The sequence below is a fragment of the Arthrobacter sp. 10T416 genome (assembly GCF_056394165.1).
This window is the reverse complement of the sequence record NZ_JBFTHI010000001.1, coordinates 725005-740495: the sequence shown is the minus strand read 5'-3', so window position 1 is coordinate 740495 and position 15491 is coordinate 725005. Positions and strand designations below refer to the sequence as shown.

The window sequence follows — 15491 nt, the reverse complement described above, 5'->3', positions numbered from 1 at the left end:
AATCCAGCTTTCAGGAGCCCAATGAACGCCGTCCAGAGGTTCATCAGAAGCAGAGTGCTTTTGCTGACCGCGTCCATTTTGATCGTGGCCATGTGCCTGTCCGTCCTGGTGCAAGGCCAATCTCAGGCCGCGCTGAACCGCACCGTGGACCAGAACTCACGGGGCCTCTACGACGTCCTCGTCCAGGCCAAGGCGAAGGACAGCGGCGGCCTGATGCAGCCCGAAATCGCCACCGGCCAGGGCGGCATCAGCTTCGACCAGCTGGAATCGATCCGCAAGCTGTCCGGCACCTCGGTGGCGGCCCCCATCAGCCTGGTCTCCCGCGTCTCGCAGAACCTCGAAACGCCGCGGCTCGACGCCACCGACTACCTCGGCTACAACGCGGGCCTGGCCGGTACCGCGGGTGACCCCAGCGCCACCGATCCGTCCAAGTGGCCGGCTGCCGAGTCCGTCCTGAGCGATACGGCCAAGAAGTACCGCCTGACCGCCAGCGCCGTGAGCTCGGACGGCAAATCCGAGCAGACCCTGTTCAAGACCACTGCCGAGGGCTCCCTGGGCAAAGCCAAACTCGTCGAAGAGCAAGTGGCCGGCGGCAAGAGCGTCCGTATCGCGGGCCCGGAGGGGGAGACCGGCATCAAGTTCCCGGCCCCGGCCGGCGGCTCCGAACACAATCTCTTCAACCTCTCCGTCGGGCTGCCCCTCGCGCCCCAGGTCACCGAATCCGTCGTCGCCGTCGACCCCGTCTCAGAGCGCGCCCTCCTGGGCGGGTCCGGCGACTTCCTGGCCCCGCTGGAGAAGGCACCGCCGGCCGATGCCCGCAACGCCGGCGCAATCGGCCGCCACTTCGAAAGCCTCTTCACCAGCGGCATCAGCATGGAACAGCTCAAAGAAGGCCCCGACTTCCTTGGCGTCAAGCTCAAGTACTGGGCGCCCCTGATGACGCAGTACCAGCAGGCCAAACGCTCCGGCCAGCTCACCGCCGATTCGCAGGCCATTCCCCTGATCGTCCGCTCCGGCACGTCCCTGGACCTGAAGTACTCGGTCAAGATCGAGGAAATCGACGACGCCGGCAACGTCACCAAAGACGTCGGCACCGCCACCCGCTCGCTGGACAAGGACTACCTCCCGTTCGTGTCCAAATCGCCGTTCGCCCTGTCCTGGCCTGGTTCCAAGGACCTGTCCAAGCTGATGGGGGACACCGGCAGCTTCGGCCAGGGCCTGTACAACCCCGCAACGTGGAGCACCGATTTCGCCGCCGCGCCCAAGTACAAGGACGGGAACACGGCCGGAAACGGTGCCGTTGACAAGTCCGCTGTCCCCGGCGACTGGGTCACGGTCAACCGGCTTCCCGAAAAGGGCGCCAATGATGCCCCGGTCGACCAGACACAGCGCACCCCGGTGGATGAGCGGGCGTACCGCGAGAACCTCGCGACCGGCAAGAAGCCTGCCACCCCGCTCGCCATGGTCTACGGAACCTTTGACCCGGCCAAGGTCCAGGAAGCAGCCGGCGACGTCAACCGCCTGCCCCTCGGCGGCTACGATCCGACGCCGATGACCCTGACCAAGGACGCCGACGGCAAGGACGTCGCGCACACCGCGCTCAAGCCCTCGCTGAGCGCCACCGGACTGGTCAGCCAGTCGGCCGGCGCCATCACCGACTACTACGGCCTGGCCGCCGCCCGCGGCTACGAGAAGAACGCCTCCGTCATCGACGCCGTGCGTGTCCGCGCCAATGTGGACGGCAGCTGGAAGCAGGCCCAGCCCGAGGTCGAAAAACTTGCCCAGCAGATCCGTGACATGGGCCTGGAAGCGACCGTCGTGGCCGGCTCCGCCCGTGAGGATGCCAGCATTTTTGTTCCCGGCTACTCCAAGGACGACGCCGGCAAGGAATCACCGCTGGGCACCGTCCAGCAGTCGTGGGTGCGGCAGAACGCCGCCGACGCAGTCTCCGGCTCGCTGACCGGCACCAACCTCACCCTGCTGTTCCTGACCCTGTGCGGTGCCGCTCTCCTGACCGGCGCGTCCACCGTCAGCTATGTCCGCAAGCGCCGGCGCGAAGCCGGAACCCTCCGGGCGATGGGCTGGACGCAGCGGAAGATCCGGTCCTGGGTCCTGGCCGAGTTCGGCGTCGGCGCGGCCCTGCTGGCTGTGGCCGGAATTGCCTTGAGCCTGATCAGCTGGAACCCCGCCACCGCGGTGGTGTCGGCCTCGGTCCTGGTCCTGTACTGCGGCGCAGCCTTCTTCGCCGCACAGCAGCTCCGCCACCGTGAGGTCATCGACCAGGAACCGCAGCACGACGAACGGCTCATCCCGGTGGACTCGCCGCTGACCTTCGCCAGCCGGCAGTTGAGCACCAACAAGTTCAACACCGGCTCGCTGGCGGTCGCCGTCGGCGTCTTCGGTGCCGCCGTGGGCGGCCTGGCCGCACTCCTGATCGACATCCCGCGCGCCGCCGGCGCCAGCGCACTGAGCGGACTGGCCGCGGCCAGCATCGCTATGCCGAGCATCATCCTGGGCGTCTCCGGGGTGGCCGTCGGGCTCCTGCTGACCATGGTCACCGGCCGGTTCGAGCTCGGTGCCAAGCGGGAGTACCTCGGCATCCTGCAGGCCATGGGCTGGAACCCGGACATGCTGGGCCAGGTCCGCTTCTTCGAAAACGCCATGGTGGGAGCCATCGCCGTGCCCCTGGGTGTCCTCGGCGCCCTCGCTATCGGCTTGCTCCTCGCCCCCTATGCCGCACTCTGGGCCGGAATCGCCGGACTCGTGGCTGTACTTTGCTGGATTCCGATTGCAACGAAAGTGGTCCAATGACTAACGAGCTGAACCTGACCAGGGCGGCCCGGAACCGGATGCCGGAGAGCACCGGGAACGGCAGCCACCAGACCCGCGCCAACACGATCGTGAAAGCCACAGACCACGCCACTCCGCTGGAACTGAGCAACATCACCATCCACTACGGCGGCGGCAAGGGCGGCGCTGAAGCCGTCAACGTCGTTGACGACTTCAACATGACCCTGCACGCCGGCGAAATGCACTGCGTCGCCGGCCGCTCCGGTTCGGGCAAGACCAGCATCCTGACCGTCGGCGCGGGCCTGACCCTGCCGACGTCGGGCCGGGTGTTCTGGGAGGGCGACTCGCTCGAAACCATGGGCGACGACGAGATCGCCGACCGCCGTCGCGCGCTGATCGGCTACGTCGACCAGGGCGGCGCCCTGATTGACGGCATGAGCGCGCTGGAGAACGTCCTGCTGCCCGCCGTGCCCGACGGCGAGGTCGAACAGCGGCGCGACCAGGCCAAGGACCTTCTTGACCTGGTTGGCCTGGGCCGGCGCATGCGCCACCGTCCCGCCCAGCTCTCCGGCGGTGAACGCCAGCGCGTCGCGATCGCCCGCGCCCTGATCCTCGGCACCCGCGTGCTGGTGGTCGACGAGCCCACGGCGAGCCTGGACCGCACCTCGGCCAACCGCATTATCAGCATCCTCAAGGACACGACGTCGGACGGTATCGCTGTGCTCGTGGCGTCACACGACCACGAACTCGTCCGCCAGAGCGATACCCTGACCGAACTGATCTAGGTTTATAACGTGACGCCTTCCGAAAAAACCCCGTTCTACATCACCACGGCCATCAGCTACCCCAACGGGGTGCCTCACATCGGCCACGCCTATGAGGTCATCGCCACGGACGCGATGGCCCGGTTCAAGCGGCTGGACGGCTACGACGTCTTCTTTATGACCGGCACTGACGAGCACGGCCTGAAGATGCAGCAGACCGCGGAAAAGGAAGGCATCCCGGTCAAGGAACTGGCCGACCGTAACTCCACGGCATTCCGCCGGATGAGCGACGACCTTGGAATTTCGCTGAACCGCTTTATCCGCACCACTGACCCGGACCACTACGAGGCGGCCAAGGCCCTGTGGCAGCGGATGGAGGCCAACGGCGACATCTACCTGTCCAAGTACGCCGGCTGGTACTCCGTCCGTGACGAGCGGTACTTCGTGGAGGACGAGACCGAGGTCCGCGAGGATGGCCTCCGCTACGCCTCCGAAACAGGCACCGAGGTGACCTGGACCGAAGAGGAGAGCTACTTCTTCAAGCTCTCCGCCTACCAGGACCGGCTGCTGGCCCTCTACGGGGACCAGCCGGACTTCGGTGCACCCCACGGCCGCTTTAACGAGGTCATTAGCTTCGTCAAGGGCGGCCTGGAGGACCTGTCCATTAGCCGTACCTCCTTCAACTGGGGTGTGCCGGTACCGGGCAACCCGGACCACGTGATGTACGTCTGGGTTGACGCGCTGACCAACTACCTGACCGGCGTCGGATTCCCGGATACCGAATCGGACAGCTTCCGGAAGTACTGGCCCGCCGATGTCCACGTGATCGGCAAGGACATTTCGCGGTTCCACGCGGTGTACTGGCCAGCGTTCCTGATGTCCGCCGGGCTGGAGCTGCCCAAGCGGGTCATGATCCACGGGCACCTGCACAACCAGGGCGTCAAGATGTCCAAGTCGCTGGGGAATGTCGTGGCTCCTGCCGACTGGGTGGCTCAGTACGGGCTGGACCAGGTCCGCTTCTTCCTGCTCCGCGAGGTGCCTTTCGGTGCCGATGGCAACTACAGCCACGACGCCATCGTCGGCCGGATGAATTCGGACCTGGCGAACAACTTTGGCAACCTCGCCCAGCGGTCCTTGTCCATGGTGGCCAAGAACTGCGAGGGCCGCGTTCCGGTTCCGGCCGGCTTCAGCGCGGAGGACGCCGCATTGCTGGGTCAGGCCAAGGGCCTCCTGGGCGTCGCCCGCGCCGCCTTCGAAAAGCAGGAATTCAGCCGCGCGCTGGAGGCAATCTGGAACGTCTTGGGTGACACGAACGCCTACTTCGCCGAGCAGGCCCCGTGGGTGCTGCGGAAGACCGACGTCGAACGGATGAACACGGTCCTGTACGTCACCCTTGAGGTGTTGCGGATCGTGGCGATCCTCGCCCAGCCGGTCATGCCGACGTCGGCCGGGGCCATCCTGGTTAGCCTGGGCCAGCCCGAGGGCGGCGCCCGGGACTTCTCGGCGCTCGACACACCGATCGCGGCGGGCGCAGAGTTGCCCGCACCGGCGCCGGTGTTCCCCAAGTACGAGGAGCCCGCAGAGGCCTGACTCGTCCCGCGCTTCACCGCTGCGCCGAGGCGGTACAGGGTGGCAATGCTCCGCAAGGACTGCGTTGCCACCCTGTACCGCCTCGCGGCTTTTAAGGTCCAAGTAGTTCCTGCGGAAGAACGGGTAATTTCGCACCCAAAAGGGGCAGTCGTTACTCGGGACTCCGCTTTCTACCCCGTCCTAGCCTGACAGCGTTAGCGGGCTGACAACGCTGCTGGGGAGTATCGGTCATCACTTCATTCTCGCTCTAGAAGGCCTCGAACCTTCGGTTCATTGGTCTCAGGTGGTTACTCCACGTAGTGCCGTCAGGTCGGAAATCGACTCTGAATGGAGCGACGAACGGTGAAACGACTAATCGCAACTATGGGGATCTTTGGCCTCGCCCTGCTGGGCAGCGCAGCCACTGCAAACGCGGCACCTCCGAGCAATCCCGCCGGGGTGCACACAGGCGGCTCGTCCGCCGATTCACACCCGGACAAGCCGACCGCGCCCGACAACTCGAACAAGCCGGACACTTCGAACAACTCGAACAAGCCGGACAATTCGAACAAGCCGGAAGCTCCGCCGGCGCCGGACAAGTCGAACAAGCCGGATAAGGGCGACAAGCCTGGCAACGGTAATGGCAGCGGCAATGGTGGCCAGTCGGGTGATCACAACGGTAATGGCAACGGCAATGGTGGCCAGTCGGGTGATCACAACGGCAACGGCAACGGAAACGGGAACGGTGGCGATCACAACGGTGACGGCAACGGCAACGGAAACGGAAGCGGGAACGGGAACGGAAACGGAAACGGGAACGGTGGCGATCACAACGGTGACGGGAACGGAAACGGAAACGGGAACGGTGGCGATCACAACGGTGACGGCAACGGAAACGGCAACGGAAACGGAAACGGAAACGGGAACGGTGGCGATCACAACGGTGACGGAAACGGCAACGGAAACGGAAACGGGAACGGCGATGGACATGGCCACGGCGGAGACCACAACGGTGACGGCGATGGACATGGCCACGGCGGAGACCACAACGGTGACGGCGACGGACATGGCCACGGCGGGGACCACAACGGTGACGGCGATCATTGCGGTTGCGATGAGCCGGCCAAGCCCGCGACTCCGCCGGCAGTGAAGCCGGTCAAGCCCGCGACGCCGCCAACCGGCGCAGCCACGGGAGCACCGGCTCCGGTGGTGGCCAACGTTGGGTTCAACGTCCAGACGGCGGTCGCCAGCACTCCTGCTGCGGGCATTCCGCTGTGGCTCTCGCTTCTCACTGGAGTACTCACCGCGGGGGCTGCCACGGCCCTCCTGCGGGGCATGCTCCGAAGCGGCAAAGCCACCAGTTAGGTAAGGTGCGGGCCGGCTGCCAGTGTGCAACCGGCCCGCACAGCCATTGCAACCCCGCACAGCCATTGCAACAAGGTACAGCTCACCAGGAGCACTCATGGCCCTCAGCAGCAAAGCCGACAGTTCCGCCACTGCGGCACCCCGCGTCCTGCTGATGCGCGGCCGCGACAAAGTGCTTCTGGCGGCCTGCCTCATTGGACTCCTGGCAGCGTGGATCCTCTACGCAGCTTTCGGCGTCACCGGCGGAGGGAACGGCTCGTCCGAACCCGTAGCGGCATCCCTGCCAACGGCCGCAGCCGCGGCAACCACTCCGGCAGCAGTCGCCCTACGGCCGAGCCCAGGTCCGTCCGCCGCGCGGCCTCCCGCCTCCCCGAAAGCGGCGCCCCAGCACACGGCACCGCCCTGGGCGCAGGGGCCCGTGGCCTCCGTTCCGCAGCGTATTTCCTACCCGGCAGCGCAGATGGACGTCGCCATTCATCCACTGCAGCCGACACCGGGTGAGGCTGCAAGCCAGAGCATCGTGCCCCCGGAGACAATGGACGGCTACTGGCTGGCGCCGTTCGGTACGCCGGGGGCCGGATCGACGAATACCACGTACGTCGTCGGACACAGCTGGCAGGGCGTCGAGGCGCCGTTCAATCGGCTAAGCACCTTGGCCAGGCCAGGGGACACGCTGACGGTGCAGACGGCGACCGGAGCCATTGCGTACAAAGTGGACTCCGTCACGACCTACGTGAAAGCGGGTTTGAAAGACAGCCCGATCTGGGCCGTGGTTCCGAACAGGCTGGTCCTGATCTCCTGTTACACCGGTGATCTGTGGGGCCAGAACGTCGCCGTTGTGGCGTCGCCGGTCACAGGGAGCTAGGCCCCTTTCCGCATAATGAGACGATTTGCCCAGCATGTGGATTGCGCAGCTACGCTGAATCCATGAGCGCATCCACGATTGACCTGGCAGTTATCCCCGGCGACGGCGTTGGCCCGGAAGTAACCGCCGAGGCGCTGAAAGTCCTCGAGAAGGCCGCCGCCGCAGAAGGCATCGTCCTGCAGCAAACCCATTATGAGCTGGGCGCCCAGCACTGGCTCGAGACGGGGGAGACCCTGCCGGCGGAAACCCTGGCGGACCTCCGCACCCGGGATGCGATCCTCTTCGGTGCCGTGGGCGCCGCTCCCGGCGACACCCGCATTCCCTCCGGGATCATTGAACGTGAACTGCTGCTTAAACTCCGGTTCAGCCTCGACCACTTTGTGAACCTGCGCCCCTCCCGGCTGTACGCCGGTGTCGGCAGCCCGCTGGCCAACCCCGGAGAGATCGACTTCATCGTGGTCCGGGAGGGAACCGAAGGGCCCTACGTCGGCAACGGCGGCACCCTGCGCGAGGGGACACCCCACGAGGTAGCCACGGAAGTCTCGCTCAACACCGCTCACGGCGTCGAACGGGTGGTCCGTGATGCGTTCCGCCGGGCCAACGCGCGCCCGCGCAAGAGGCTGACGCTGGTTCACAAACACAACGTGCTGGTCTTCGCCGGGCACCTGTGGAAGCGGACCGTCGAGGCCGTCGCGCAGGAGTTCCCGGAGGTTACCCATGACTACCTCCACGTTGATGCCGCAACGATCTTTATGGTCACCGATCCGGCGCGCTTTGATGTGATCGTCACGGACAACCTCTTTGGTGACATCCTCACCGACCTCGCCGCCGCCGTGACCGGCGGCATCGGCCTGGCCGCGTCCGGAAACATCAATATGGACCGCACAGCACCGTCGATGTTTGAGCCGGTGCACGGCTCGGCTCCGGACATCGCCGGCCAGCAGAAGGCCGACCCGAGCGCCGCCATCCTGTCCGCGGCCCTGTTGCTGGACCACCTGGGCTACACCGCAGCGGCCCGGAAGATCGAGGCGGCAGTGGCAGCCGACGTCGAAAGCCGCGACGGGAGCTTCCGCAGCACCGCCGCGATCGGCGACGCGATTGCCGCCTCTCTCTGACACCCGGCCCGCTCGCCGTCCGGGACGGGGACGACGACGCCCCGGAGGGCCGCTGCAACGGGCGTAAGCTTGTTTCGAATCACCAATATGCTGCCGTGGTCCGAGGATGAACCGCGTTCACACACCAGGCAGCCGACCGTGGAGGAACCATGACCCAGACTGCCCATGGCGTCGAATTCACCCAGCGGCTCTCGGCGACCCCGAAGTCCGCACAAGAACGCGCAGCTATCCTGGCCAACCCGGGGTTCGGCGACTACTTCACTGACCACACCGCAGTGGTCGACTACAGCGTTGATGCCGAGGGCAAGGGCGGCTGGCACGATGCCCGGATCGAACCCTATGGCCCCATCTCGCTTGACCCTTCGGCCGCGGTGCTGCACTACGGCCAGGAGATCTTCGAGGGGCTCAAGGCCTACCGCCACGCCGACGGTTCGGTCTGGACGTTCCGGCCCGAGGCCAACGCAGCGCGCCTGAACAAGTCCGCGCGCCGGCTGGCTCTGCCGGAGCTGCCCGAGGAATACTTCCTTGCCGCCATCCGTGAACTTGTCTCAGCGGACCGCGAATGGGTCCCGTCCGGCGACGGCGAAGCCCTGTACCTGCGTCCCTTTATGATCGCCACCGAAGCGTTCCTGGGGGTCCGCGCCGCCCGTGAGGTCTCCTTCCGCGTCATCGCCTCGCCCGCGGGCAACTACTTCGGCGGGGAGCTGAAGCCGGTGTCCATCTGGATCTCCCGCGAATACGCCCGCGCCGGCCGCGGCGGCACCGGGGCCGCCAAGTGCGGCGGCAACTACGCCGCCTCACTGATCGCCCAGCAGGAGGCCGAGGCCCACGGCTGCAAGCAGGTCCTGTTCCTCGACCAGTTCAACGACAACGCCGTTGAGGAACTCGGCGGCATGAACGTCTTCTTCGTGATGAAAGACGGTTCGCTGGTCACCCCCGCCCTCTCCGGCACCATCCTCGAAGGTGTCACCCGCTCCTCCGTTATCCAAGTGGCCCGTGACATGGGCCGCGACGTCACGGAGCGCAAGATCACCCTTGATGAGTGGCGCGAGGGCGTTGCGTCCGGCAAAATCGCCGAGGTCTTCGCCTGCGGTACCGCCGCCGTCATCACCCCGATCGGCGTCCTGAAGGACGACACCGAATTCATCGGCTCCGAGGACGCGACCGCGGGGGAGACCACCATGGCCATCCGCGCCCAGCTGCTCGGCATCCAGACCGGCACGGTCGAGGACACCCACGGCTGGCTGACCCGCCTGGCATAGCCTGTCCGGATAAGTACGACGGCGGCCCGCACCATTTGGTGCGGGCCGCCGTCGTGATTCTCCTGCTGCTGCTCGTTTGAACGCCGCGGTGGGAAGATGGAATGGTGATCCCCGATGATGACCGCGCCCTGGTCCGCAGCACCGAACTGACGAGGTTCCGGCTGGCCCCCAACCCCGGCCCCATGAGCCTGCACGGCACCAACTCCTACGTCGTGGCGGCGCCCGGTTCGAGCCGCGTGGTGGTGGTTGACCCGGGGCCGCTTGATGAGGACCACCTGCGGGAACTGATGCGCTACGGCGCCGTCGAACTCGTCCTCATCACGCACCGCCACGCCGACCACACCGCCGCCTCCGTGCGCTTTGCCGAACTCACCGGGGCGCCGGTCCGCGCCGCCGACCCCGCGCACTGCCACGGCGGAGAGCCGCTCCGGGCAGGAGAAGTCCTGCACGCCGCCGGGGTCGAAATCCGGGTCCTCGCGACGCCGGGCCACACCTCCGATTCAGTGTGCTTCCACCTGCCGGCCGACGGGCCCCACGGTGCGGTCCTTACGGGCGACACCATCCTCGGCGTCGGCACCACGGTCCTGGACTACCCGGACGGGAAGCTGGGAGACTACCTCGACTCTCTGGACCGGCTTGAAGATCTGGGCCCTGCCACCGTCCTCCCGGCTCACGGACCCCTGCTTCCGGCGCTCGACAGCATCGTCCGGGCCTACCGCGACCACCGGCAGGACCGGCTCGGCCAGATCCGGGCCGCGCTGGAGGAACTGGGTGCCGAGGCCGGGGTGCAGGAAGTGGCTGACGCGGTGTACGCCGCCGTCGACCCGGCCGTCCGTCCGGCGGCGGAACTCTCCGTCGCCGCACAGTTGGACTATCTGCGCTCCGTTCCGCCGAGACGGTAGGGTTGGAACCATGCGTATCGCCCGGTTTGTAGTCGATTCTGATCCCATGTACGGCATTGTTGAAGGCCAGCCCGGCAGTGAGGAAATCACTGTCATCAACGGTGACCCCTTCTTCCACGGTGTGGAGCGGACTGCCGTCAAGCACAAGTTGGAGGACGTCCGCCTCCTGGCCCCGATCATCCCGCGCAGTAAGGTGATCGGCGTCGGACGCAACTTCGTGGAACACGCCCACGAGCTGGGCAACGAGGTGCCGGCGCAGCCGCTGCTGTTCCTCAAGCCCAACACCTCAGTGATCGGGCCCAACGATCCGATTATCCTTCCCGAGTTTTCCGAGGAGATTTCCTTCGAAGCAGAGCTGTGCGTCGTGATCGGCCGCATCTGCAAGGACGTACCGGAGGAACGGGTCGACGACGTCGTCTTCGGCTACACGTGCGGCAACGACCTCACGGCGCGCGACGTCCAGAAAACGGATCTGCAGTGGGCCCGTGCGAAGGGCTTTGACACCTCGGCGCCGCTCGGCCCGTGGATCGAGACGGAACTGGACACTGAGGACCTGAAGATCCAGGGCCGGCTCAACGGCGACCTCCGGCAGGACGGCAGCACCAGCCAGATGATCCGCGGCGTCCGCGAACTGGTTTCCGTCGTCTCGCAGGCGTTCACCCTGCTCCCCGGCGACGTAATTATGACCGGCACCCCTGCCGGCGTCGGCCTGGTCGAAGCCGGCGACCGCTTCGAGGTCGAGATCGAAGGTATCGGCCGCCTCTCCAACCCAGTGGTCCGCCGCTAGCCGGTACCGCAACAAGGAAAGCCGCCAGGACGGCCGCACCGTGGATCCCGCACTGTGGATCCACGGTGCGGCCGTCCTTTTTCGAGCCGAAAGCGGCTCGGCGCACGCGGTAAAGTTGGTATCACTATGACTACTCCCACCGCACCCGACGCCGTCTCCAGCACTGCCAGCACGGAACTGACCCGTGAAGCCACCCGCGAAGTCACTGCCGAAACCCCTGTCCGGGTCCGGTTCTGCCCCTCGCCGACCGGCACCCCCCACGTCGGCTTGATCCGCACGGCCCTCTTCAACTGGGCCCACGCCAAGCACACCAAGGGCACCTTCGTGTTCCGCATCGAGGACACTGACGCCGCACGTGACTCGGAGGAGAGCTACCAGCAGCTGCTGGAGGCCCTCAAGTGGCTGGGCATCAGCTGGGAGGAAGGCGTCGAGGTGGGCGGCCCGCACGAGCCGTACCGCCAGTCGCAGCGCCTGGACCTCTACAAGGATGTCGTCGCGAAGCTGATGGAGGCCGGCTACGCCTACGAGTGCTACTCCTCGCCGGAGGAAGTTGAAGCCCGCCACCGGGCTGCCGGCCGCGACCCCAAGCTGGGTTACGACAACTTCGACCGCGACCTTTCCGAGGATCAGCTGGCCGCCTTCAAGGCCGAAGGCCGCAAGCCGGTGCTGCGCGTCCGGATGCCCGACGAGGACGTCACGTTCACCGACATGGTGCGCGGCGACATCACCTTCAAAGCCGGCAGCATCCCCGACTACGTGATCGTCCGGGCCGACGGCTCGCCGCTCTACACACTGGTCAACCCGGTCGATGACGCCCTTATGGGCATCACCCACGTGCTGCGCGGCGAGGACCTGCTGTCCTCTACGCCCCGCCAGGTGGTGCTCTTCCGTGCCCTGATGGAGATCGGCGTGGCCAGCTACCTGCCCGTGTTCGGCCACCTGCCGTACGTGATGGGCGAGGGCAACAAGAAGCTGTCCAAGCGCGACCCGCAGTCCAACCTCTTCCTGCTCCGCGACCGCGGCTTCATCCCCGAGGGCCTGCTGAACTACCTGTCGCTGCTGGGCTGGAGCCTGTCCGCCGACGAGGACATCTTCACCGTCGAGCAGCTGATCGAGCACTTCGACGTCAACGACGTGCTGGCCAACCCGGCCCGCTTCGACATCAAGAAGGCCGAAGCGATCAACGGCACCCACATCCGGATGCTCGCTCCCGAGGATTTCCGCGGCCGCCTGGTGCCGTACCTGCAGGCCGCAGGGCTGGTGGGCGAGACCCTGACCCCCCGCGAGGACGCCATCCTGGCCGAAGCCGCACCGCTCATCCAAGAACGCATCTCCCTGCTCGGCGAAGCCCCGGAGATGCTGGCCTTCCTCTTCAAGGCCGATGACGCGATCGACGTCGCCGACGACGCCCGCAAGGGCCTGCCTGCGAACCTCACCGAGGTCCTTGACGCCGCCCTCGCCGCCCTGGAACCGGTGACGGACTGGACGGCGGAGAACATCCAGGCAGCGCTGAAGGAGGCCCTCGTGGAGGGGCTCGGCGTCAAACCGCGTCTCGCGTTCGGCCCCGTCCGCACGGCAGTCTCCGGCCGGCGGATTTCCCCGCCGCTGTTCGAGTCCATGGTGATCCTCGGCAAGGACTCGTCCCTGGCGCGCCTGCGCGCCTTCCGCGGCTGATGAACGGCGGGGCCGGGACCGGCGTGCTTGCGGCCGGACTCGAGGGCATCCGCGGGGTGCTGTTCGACATCGACGACACCCTGGTGGACCTCGAGTTCGCCATGACAACGGCCCTGCGCGATGTCAGCGGCCACCTCCTGCCGGGCCTGGACGAGGCCGGCTGGGAGCGGTTCGGGCGGATCTTCACCCGGGAGACAACCCACTTCTACGACCGCTACCTGGCCGGGGAGCTGACGTTCAATGAACAACGCCTGCTCCGCGGCCGGGCGGCCCTGGGGCACTTCGGCGTCGAACTCGAAGACGGCGAACAGGCCCACCACTGGGTGAGCTCCTACGCCAGCCTCCAGCACAGCTACATCCGCGCGTTCGAGGACGTGGGACCGCTGCTGGACGCGCTCGACGCCGCCGAGGTTCCCTACGGCGCCGTGAGCAACAACGTGCATGATTACCAGCGGGTGAAGCTGGACGCCGCCGGGCTCGAGCGCATTGGGGTCCTTGTGGGGACGGACACTGTGGGTGTGCCGAAGCCCGATCCCGCGATCTACCTCGAGGGAGTCCGCAGGCTCGGCACGGGCGCCGGGGACACTTTGTACGTCGGCGACAACCGCCTCCTTGACGCGGAGGGCTCGACGGCGGCCGGCCTGGTGGGCGTATGGCTGAACCGCACCGGGGAGCCTGCACCGGGCTTCGCCGGGCGCGAGGTCGCATCCCTGACGGATCTGCTGGCCTGACCGGCAACAAAAACGGCCCGCCCGGAGGATCCATTCCTCCGGGCGGGCCGTTCTGCGTGCGGTCTAGGCCGTTTCCTGCGTAAGCCTCCGGTTGCGCAGTGCAAGGAAGACTCCGACGGCGGCCAGGCCCAGGAGAACCACCAGGCCCAGGGCCACGGCGACGTCAGCCTTGATCATGTTCGACGGCGACACTGCGGCCGCACTCGAGTAGAGCGTGCCCGTGCCCTCGGCGATCCGGGAGTTACCGTCGGCCAGCTTGCCGGCCCCGGTGGAGAGCAGGTTGGAGCCCGACGCCAGCTTCGTGTTGCCGTCCGAGAGCTGCGAAGCGCCGTTGGCGAGGGCCGTGGAGCCCTTGAGCAGGCCCGGGTTGGCCGGATCGGCGGGGTCTCCGGTGATGCCGGTGTTCAGCGACTGCGTACCGTCGGCCAGCCGTGATGTGCCGTCGGTCATCCGGGCAGTGGCCTTGAGCAGGCCGGGGTGTTCGGGGTCGCCGGGGACGCCGTCCATCCCAACGCGGATCTTTGCCGTTCCGGCTGCGAGGAGCTGGGTGCCGAGGACAACGCCGGGGGCGTTGGGGTCCTGGCTGTTGAGCTTCTGCGCGAGGGTGGCGAAACCTGCGGTCAGCTTTCCGGTCCCGGCGTGGAGCTGGCCCGCGCCGGCGTTGAGCTGGGACGCGCCGCCATTGAGCTGGGCTGCGCCGGCCTGGAGCTGGGAGGCCCCCGCATCCAGCCGCTGGGCTCCCGCGAGGATCTTGGCAATCTTGTCTTTGACCACGGCCAGCGGAGCAAGGCCCTGGATGGGGTCGTCTGCGGCGGCCTTGAGCAGTTCCAGCGCCTGGGCCAGTGCGGCGGTGCCGGTGCCGGCTTCGGGATTGTTGTTGGCGCCCCGGTAGCCCTTGAGCTGGTCGGTGCCGGCCTTCAGCTGGGTGGTGCCCGCGGCAAGGCGTCCGGTTCCGTCGGCCAGTTTGGCAGCCCCGGCGTCGAGCTGGGTGGCGCCGTCACCAAGGTTGTTCGGCGCGGTCCCGGAGGCCGTAGGGGTCAGGGCGGCGCAGAGCTGCACGGCGCCGGCGGCAAGTTTCTGCGCGCCGTCGTCCACCTTGTAGACGCCCGGGGCCAGCTTGTTGTTGACGTCCGCCTGGATTTTGACGGCTCCCGTCGCGAGGCTTTGCGCCCCGGCGTCGAGCTTTTGCGCGCCAGGGGCCAGCTTGCCCGCAATCCCTTCCTGGATCTTCGAGGCGCCGTCGGAGAGTTTCCCGGCACCGACGTCTGCCTGCCCTGCGCCGGTAGCCAGTTTCCCGGCTCCGTCCTTCAACTGCTGCGCCCCTGCGGCGGCCTGGCCCGCGCCGTCGTTGAGCCTGGCCGATCCATCCGTGATGCGGCCGGTGACCAGAGTGTAGAAGGCCAGCAGGGCGATCAGCAGCAGGGCCAGAATGGCGATGGCGATCTGTTGCGCCCGGGTGCGGGGCGGGGCGGTGGCGACACGGCTTTGTGGCACGGGTTGTTCCTCTCGACGATCTCGCCGGCAGCGGCTCTGCTGCCGACCCCCCGGAACTGTGATGCAGCTAACATCCAAAAATGGTCGTTGTTCTGCCCGCAGCCAGGTGGGGGAGGGGTTGTTACTCATTGGTAACTTACCGAGCGTAAACTTGCTGGCGTCGAATTGGCAAG

12 protein-coding genes are annotated in these 15491 nt (G+C 66.9%); 10 read left to right on the top strand and 2 right to left on the bottom strand.

Annotated elements, in window-relative coordinates:
- Positions 1 to 21: 21 nt before the first annotated feature.
- The 3 genes from AC1DBE_RS03410 to metG are packed head-to-tail and all read left to right on the top strand — an operon-like array spanning position 22 to position 5144.
- Entirely contained in the window at positions 22 to 2811 is a 2790-nt protein-coding gene (locus tag AC1DBE_RS03410) for an ABC transporter permease (RefSeq protein WP_476902988.1), read from the top strand.
- Positions 2808 to 3575, top strand: a complete 768-nt coding sequence (locus tag AC1DBE_RS03405) for an ABC transporter ATP-binding protein (RefSeq protein ID WP_476877968.1) — start codon at positions 2808 to 2810, stop codon at positions 3573 to 3575. Before AC1DBE_RS03410 ends, AC1DBE_RS03405 begins: the two co-directional genes overlap by 4 nt.
- A 9-nt stretch (positions 3576 to 3584) precedes the next feature.
- A complete protein-coding gene (metG, locus tag AC1DBE_RS03400) occupies positions 3585 to 5144 on the top strand; it encodes a methionine--tRNA ligase (protein ID WP_476969598.1) in 1560 nt (519 codons plus the stop codon).
- 465 nt (positions 5145 to 5609) lie between these two features.
- Here metG and AC1DBE_RS03395 read toward each other — a convergent pair whose 3' ends face one another.
- On the bottom strand, positions 5610 to 6227 hold the full coding sequence (locus tag AC1DBE_RS03395; protein ID WP_476969597.1) for a hypothetical protein: 618 nt from the start codon (positions 6225 to 6227) through the stop codon (positions 5610 to 5612).
- 358 nt (positions 6228 to 6585) lie between these two features.
- Here AC1DBE_RS03395 and AC1DBE_RS03390 point away from each other — a divergent pair, with 358 nt between their 5' ends.
- From AC1DBE_RS03390 to AC1DBE_RS03360, 7 genes are all read left to right on the top strand, one after another.
- The gene (locus AC1DBE_RS03390) at positions 6586 to 7353 is read left to right on the top strand and encodes a class F sortase (RefSeq protein WP_476969596.1); all 768 of its coding nucleotides are present in this window, start codon (positions 6586 to 6588) and stop codon (positions 7351 to 7353) included.
- A gap of 62 nt (positions 7354 to 7415) precedes the next feature.
- Positions 7416 to 8468 (top strand): 3-isopropylmalate dehydrogenase, encoded by a 1053-nt coding sequence (locus tag AC1DBE_RS03385; protein WP_476969595.1) that lies wholly within the window; start codon positions 7416 to 7418, stop codon positions 8466 to 8468.
- Between the two features lie 149 nt (positions 8469 to 8617).
- On the top strand, positions 8618 to 9730 hold the full coding sequence (locus AC1DBE_RS03380) for a branched-chain amino acid aminotransferase (RefSeq protein WP_476969594.1): 1113 nt from the start codon (positions 8618 to 8620) through the stop codon (positions 9728 to 9730).
- Positions 9731 to 9831: 101 nt separating this feature from the next.
- Complete coding sequence (locus AC1DBE_RS03375; protein WP_476969593.1) at positions 9832 to 10632, top strand: MBL fold metallo-hydrolase; 801 nt, start codon at positions 9832 to 9834, stop codon at positions 10630 to 10632.
- 10 nt (positions 10633 to 10642) lie between these two features.
- On the top strand, positions 10643 to 11419 hold the full coding sequence (locus tag AC1DBE_RS03370) for a fumarylacetoacetate hydrolase family protein (RefSeq protein WP_476880440.1): 777 nt from the start codon (positions 10643 to 10645) through the stop codon (positions 11417 to 11419).
- Positions 11420 to 11545: 126 nt separating this feature from the next.
- A complete protein-coding gene (gene gltX / locus AC1DBE_RS03365; protein WP_476969592.1) occupies positions 11546 to 13093 on the top strand; it encodes a glutamate--tRNA ligase in 1548 nt (515 codons plus the stop codon).
- The gene (locus AC1DBE_RS03360; protein ID WP_476902984.1) at positions 13093 to 13824 is read left to right on the top strand and encodes an HAD family hydrolase; all 732 of its coding nucleotides are present in this window, start codon (positions 13093 to 13095) and stop codon (positions 13822 to 13824) included. Before gltX ends, AC1DBE_RS03360 begins: the two co-directional genes overlap by 1 nt.
- A 63-nt stretch (positions 13825 to 13887) precedes the next feature.
- On the opposite strand, the gene AC1DBE_RS03355 is transcribed toward AC1DBE_RS03360, so the two are convergent.
- Positions 13888 to 15318 (bottom strand): hypothetical protein, encoded by a 1431-nt coding sequence (locus AC1DBE_RS03355; protein ID WP_476969591.1) that lies wholly within the window; start codon positions 15316 to 15318, stop codon positions 13888 to 13890.
- Positions 15319 to 15491: the final 173 nt, after the last annotated feature.

What these genes read in the sequence shown, in the direction of transcription:
- AC1DBE_RS03390 (WP_476969596.1), top strand. Translation starts at nt 6,586, where the DNA reads ATGGCCCTCAGCAGCAAAGCCGACAGTTCCGCCACTGCGGCACCCCGC.
- gltX (WP_476969592.1), top strand. Translation starts at nt 11,546, where the DNA reads ATGACTACTCCCACCGCACCCGACGCCGTCTCCAGCACTGCCAGCACG.
- AC1DBE_RS03410 (WP_476902988.1), top strand. Translation starts at nt 22, where the DNA reads ATGAACGCCGTCCAGAGGTTCATCAGAAGCAGAGTGCTTTTGCTGACC.
- AC1DBE_RS03385 (WP_476969595.1), top strand. Translation starts at nt 7,416, where the DNA reads ATGAGCGCATCCACGATTGACCTGGCAGTTATCCCCGGCGACGGCGTT.
- AC1DBE_RS03380 (WP_476969594.1), top strand. Translation starts at nt 8,618, where the DNA reads ATGACCCAGACTGCCCATGGCGTCGAATTCACCCAGCGGCTCTCGGCG.
- AC1DBE_RS03370 (WP_476880440.1), top strand. Translation starts at nt 10,643, where the DNA reads ATGCGTATCGCCCGGTTTGTAGTCGATTCTGATCCCATGTACGGCATT.
- AC1DBE_RS03405 (WP_476877968.1), top strand. Translation starts at nt 2,808, where the DNA reads ATGACTAACGAGCTGAACCTGACCAGGGCGGCCCGGAACCGGATGCCG.
- AC1DBE_RS03375 (WP_476969593.1), top strand. Translation starts at nt 9,832, where the DNA reads ATGGTGATCCCCGATGATGACCGCGCCCTGGTCCGCAGCACCGAACTG.
- AC1DBE_RS03360 (WP_476902984.1), top strand. Translation starts at nt 13,093, where the DNA reads ATGAACGGCGGGGCCGGGACCGGCGTGCTTGCGGCCGGACTCGAGGGC.
- AC1DBE_RS03395 (WP_476969597.1), bottom strand. Translation starts at nt 6,227, where the DNA reads ATGATCGCCGTCACCGTTGTGGTCCCCGCCGTGGCCATGTCCGTCGCC.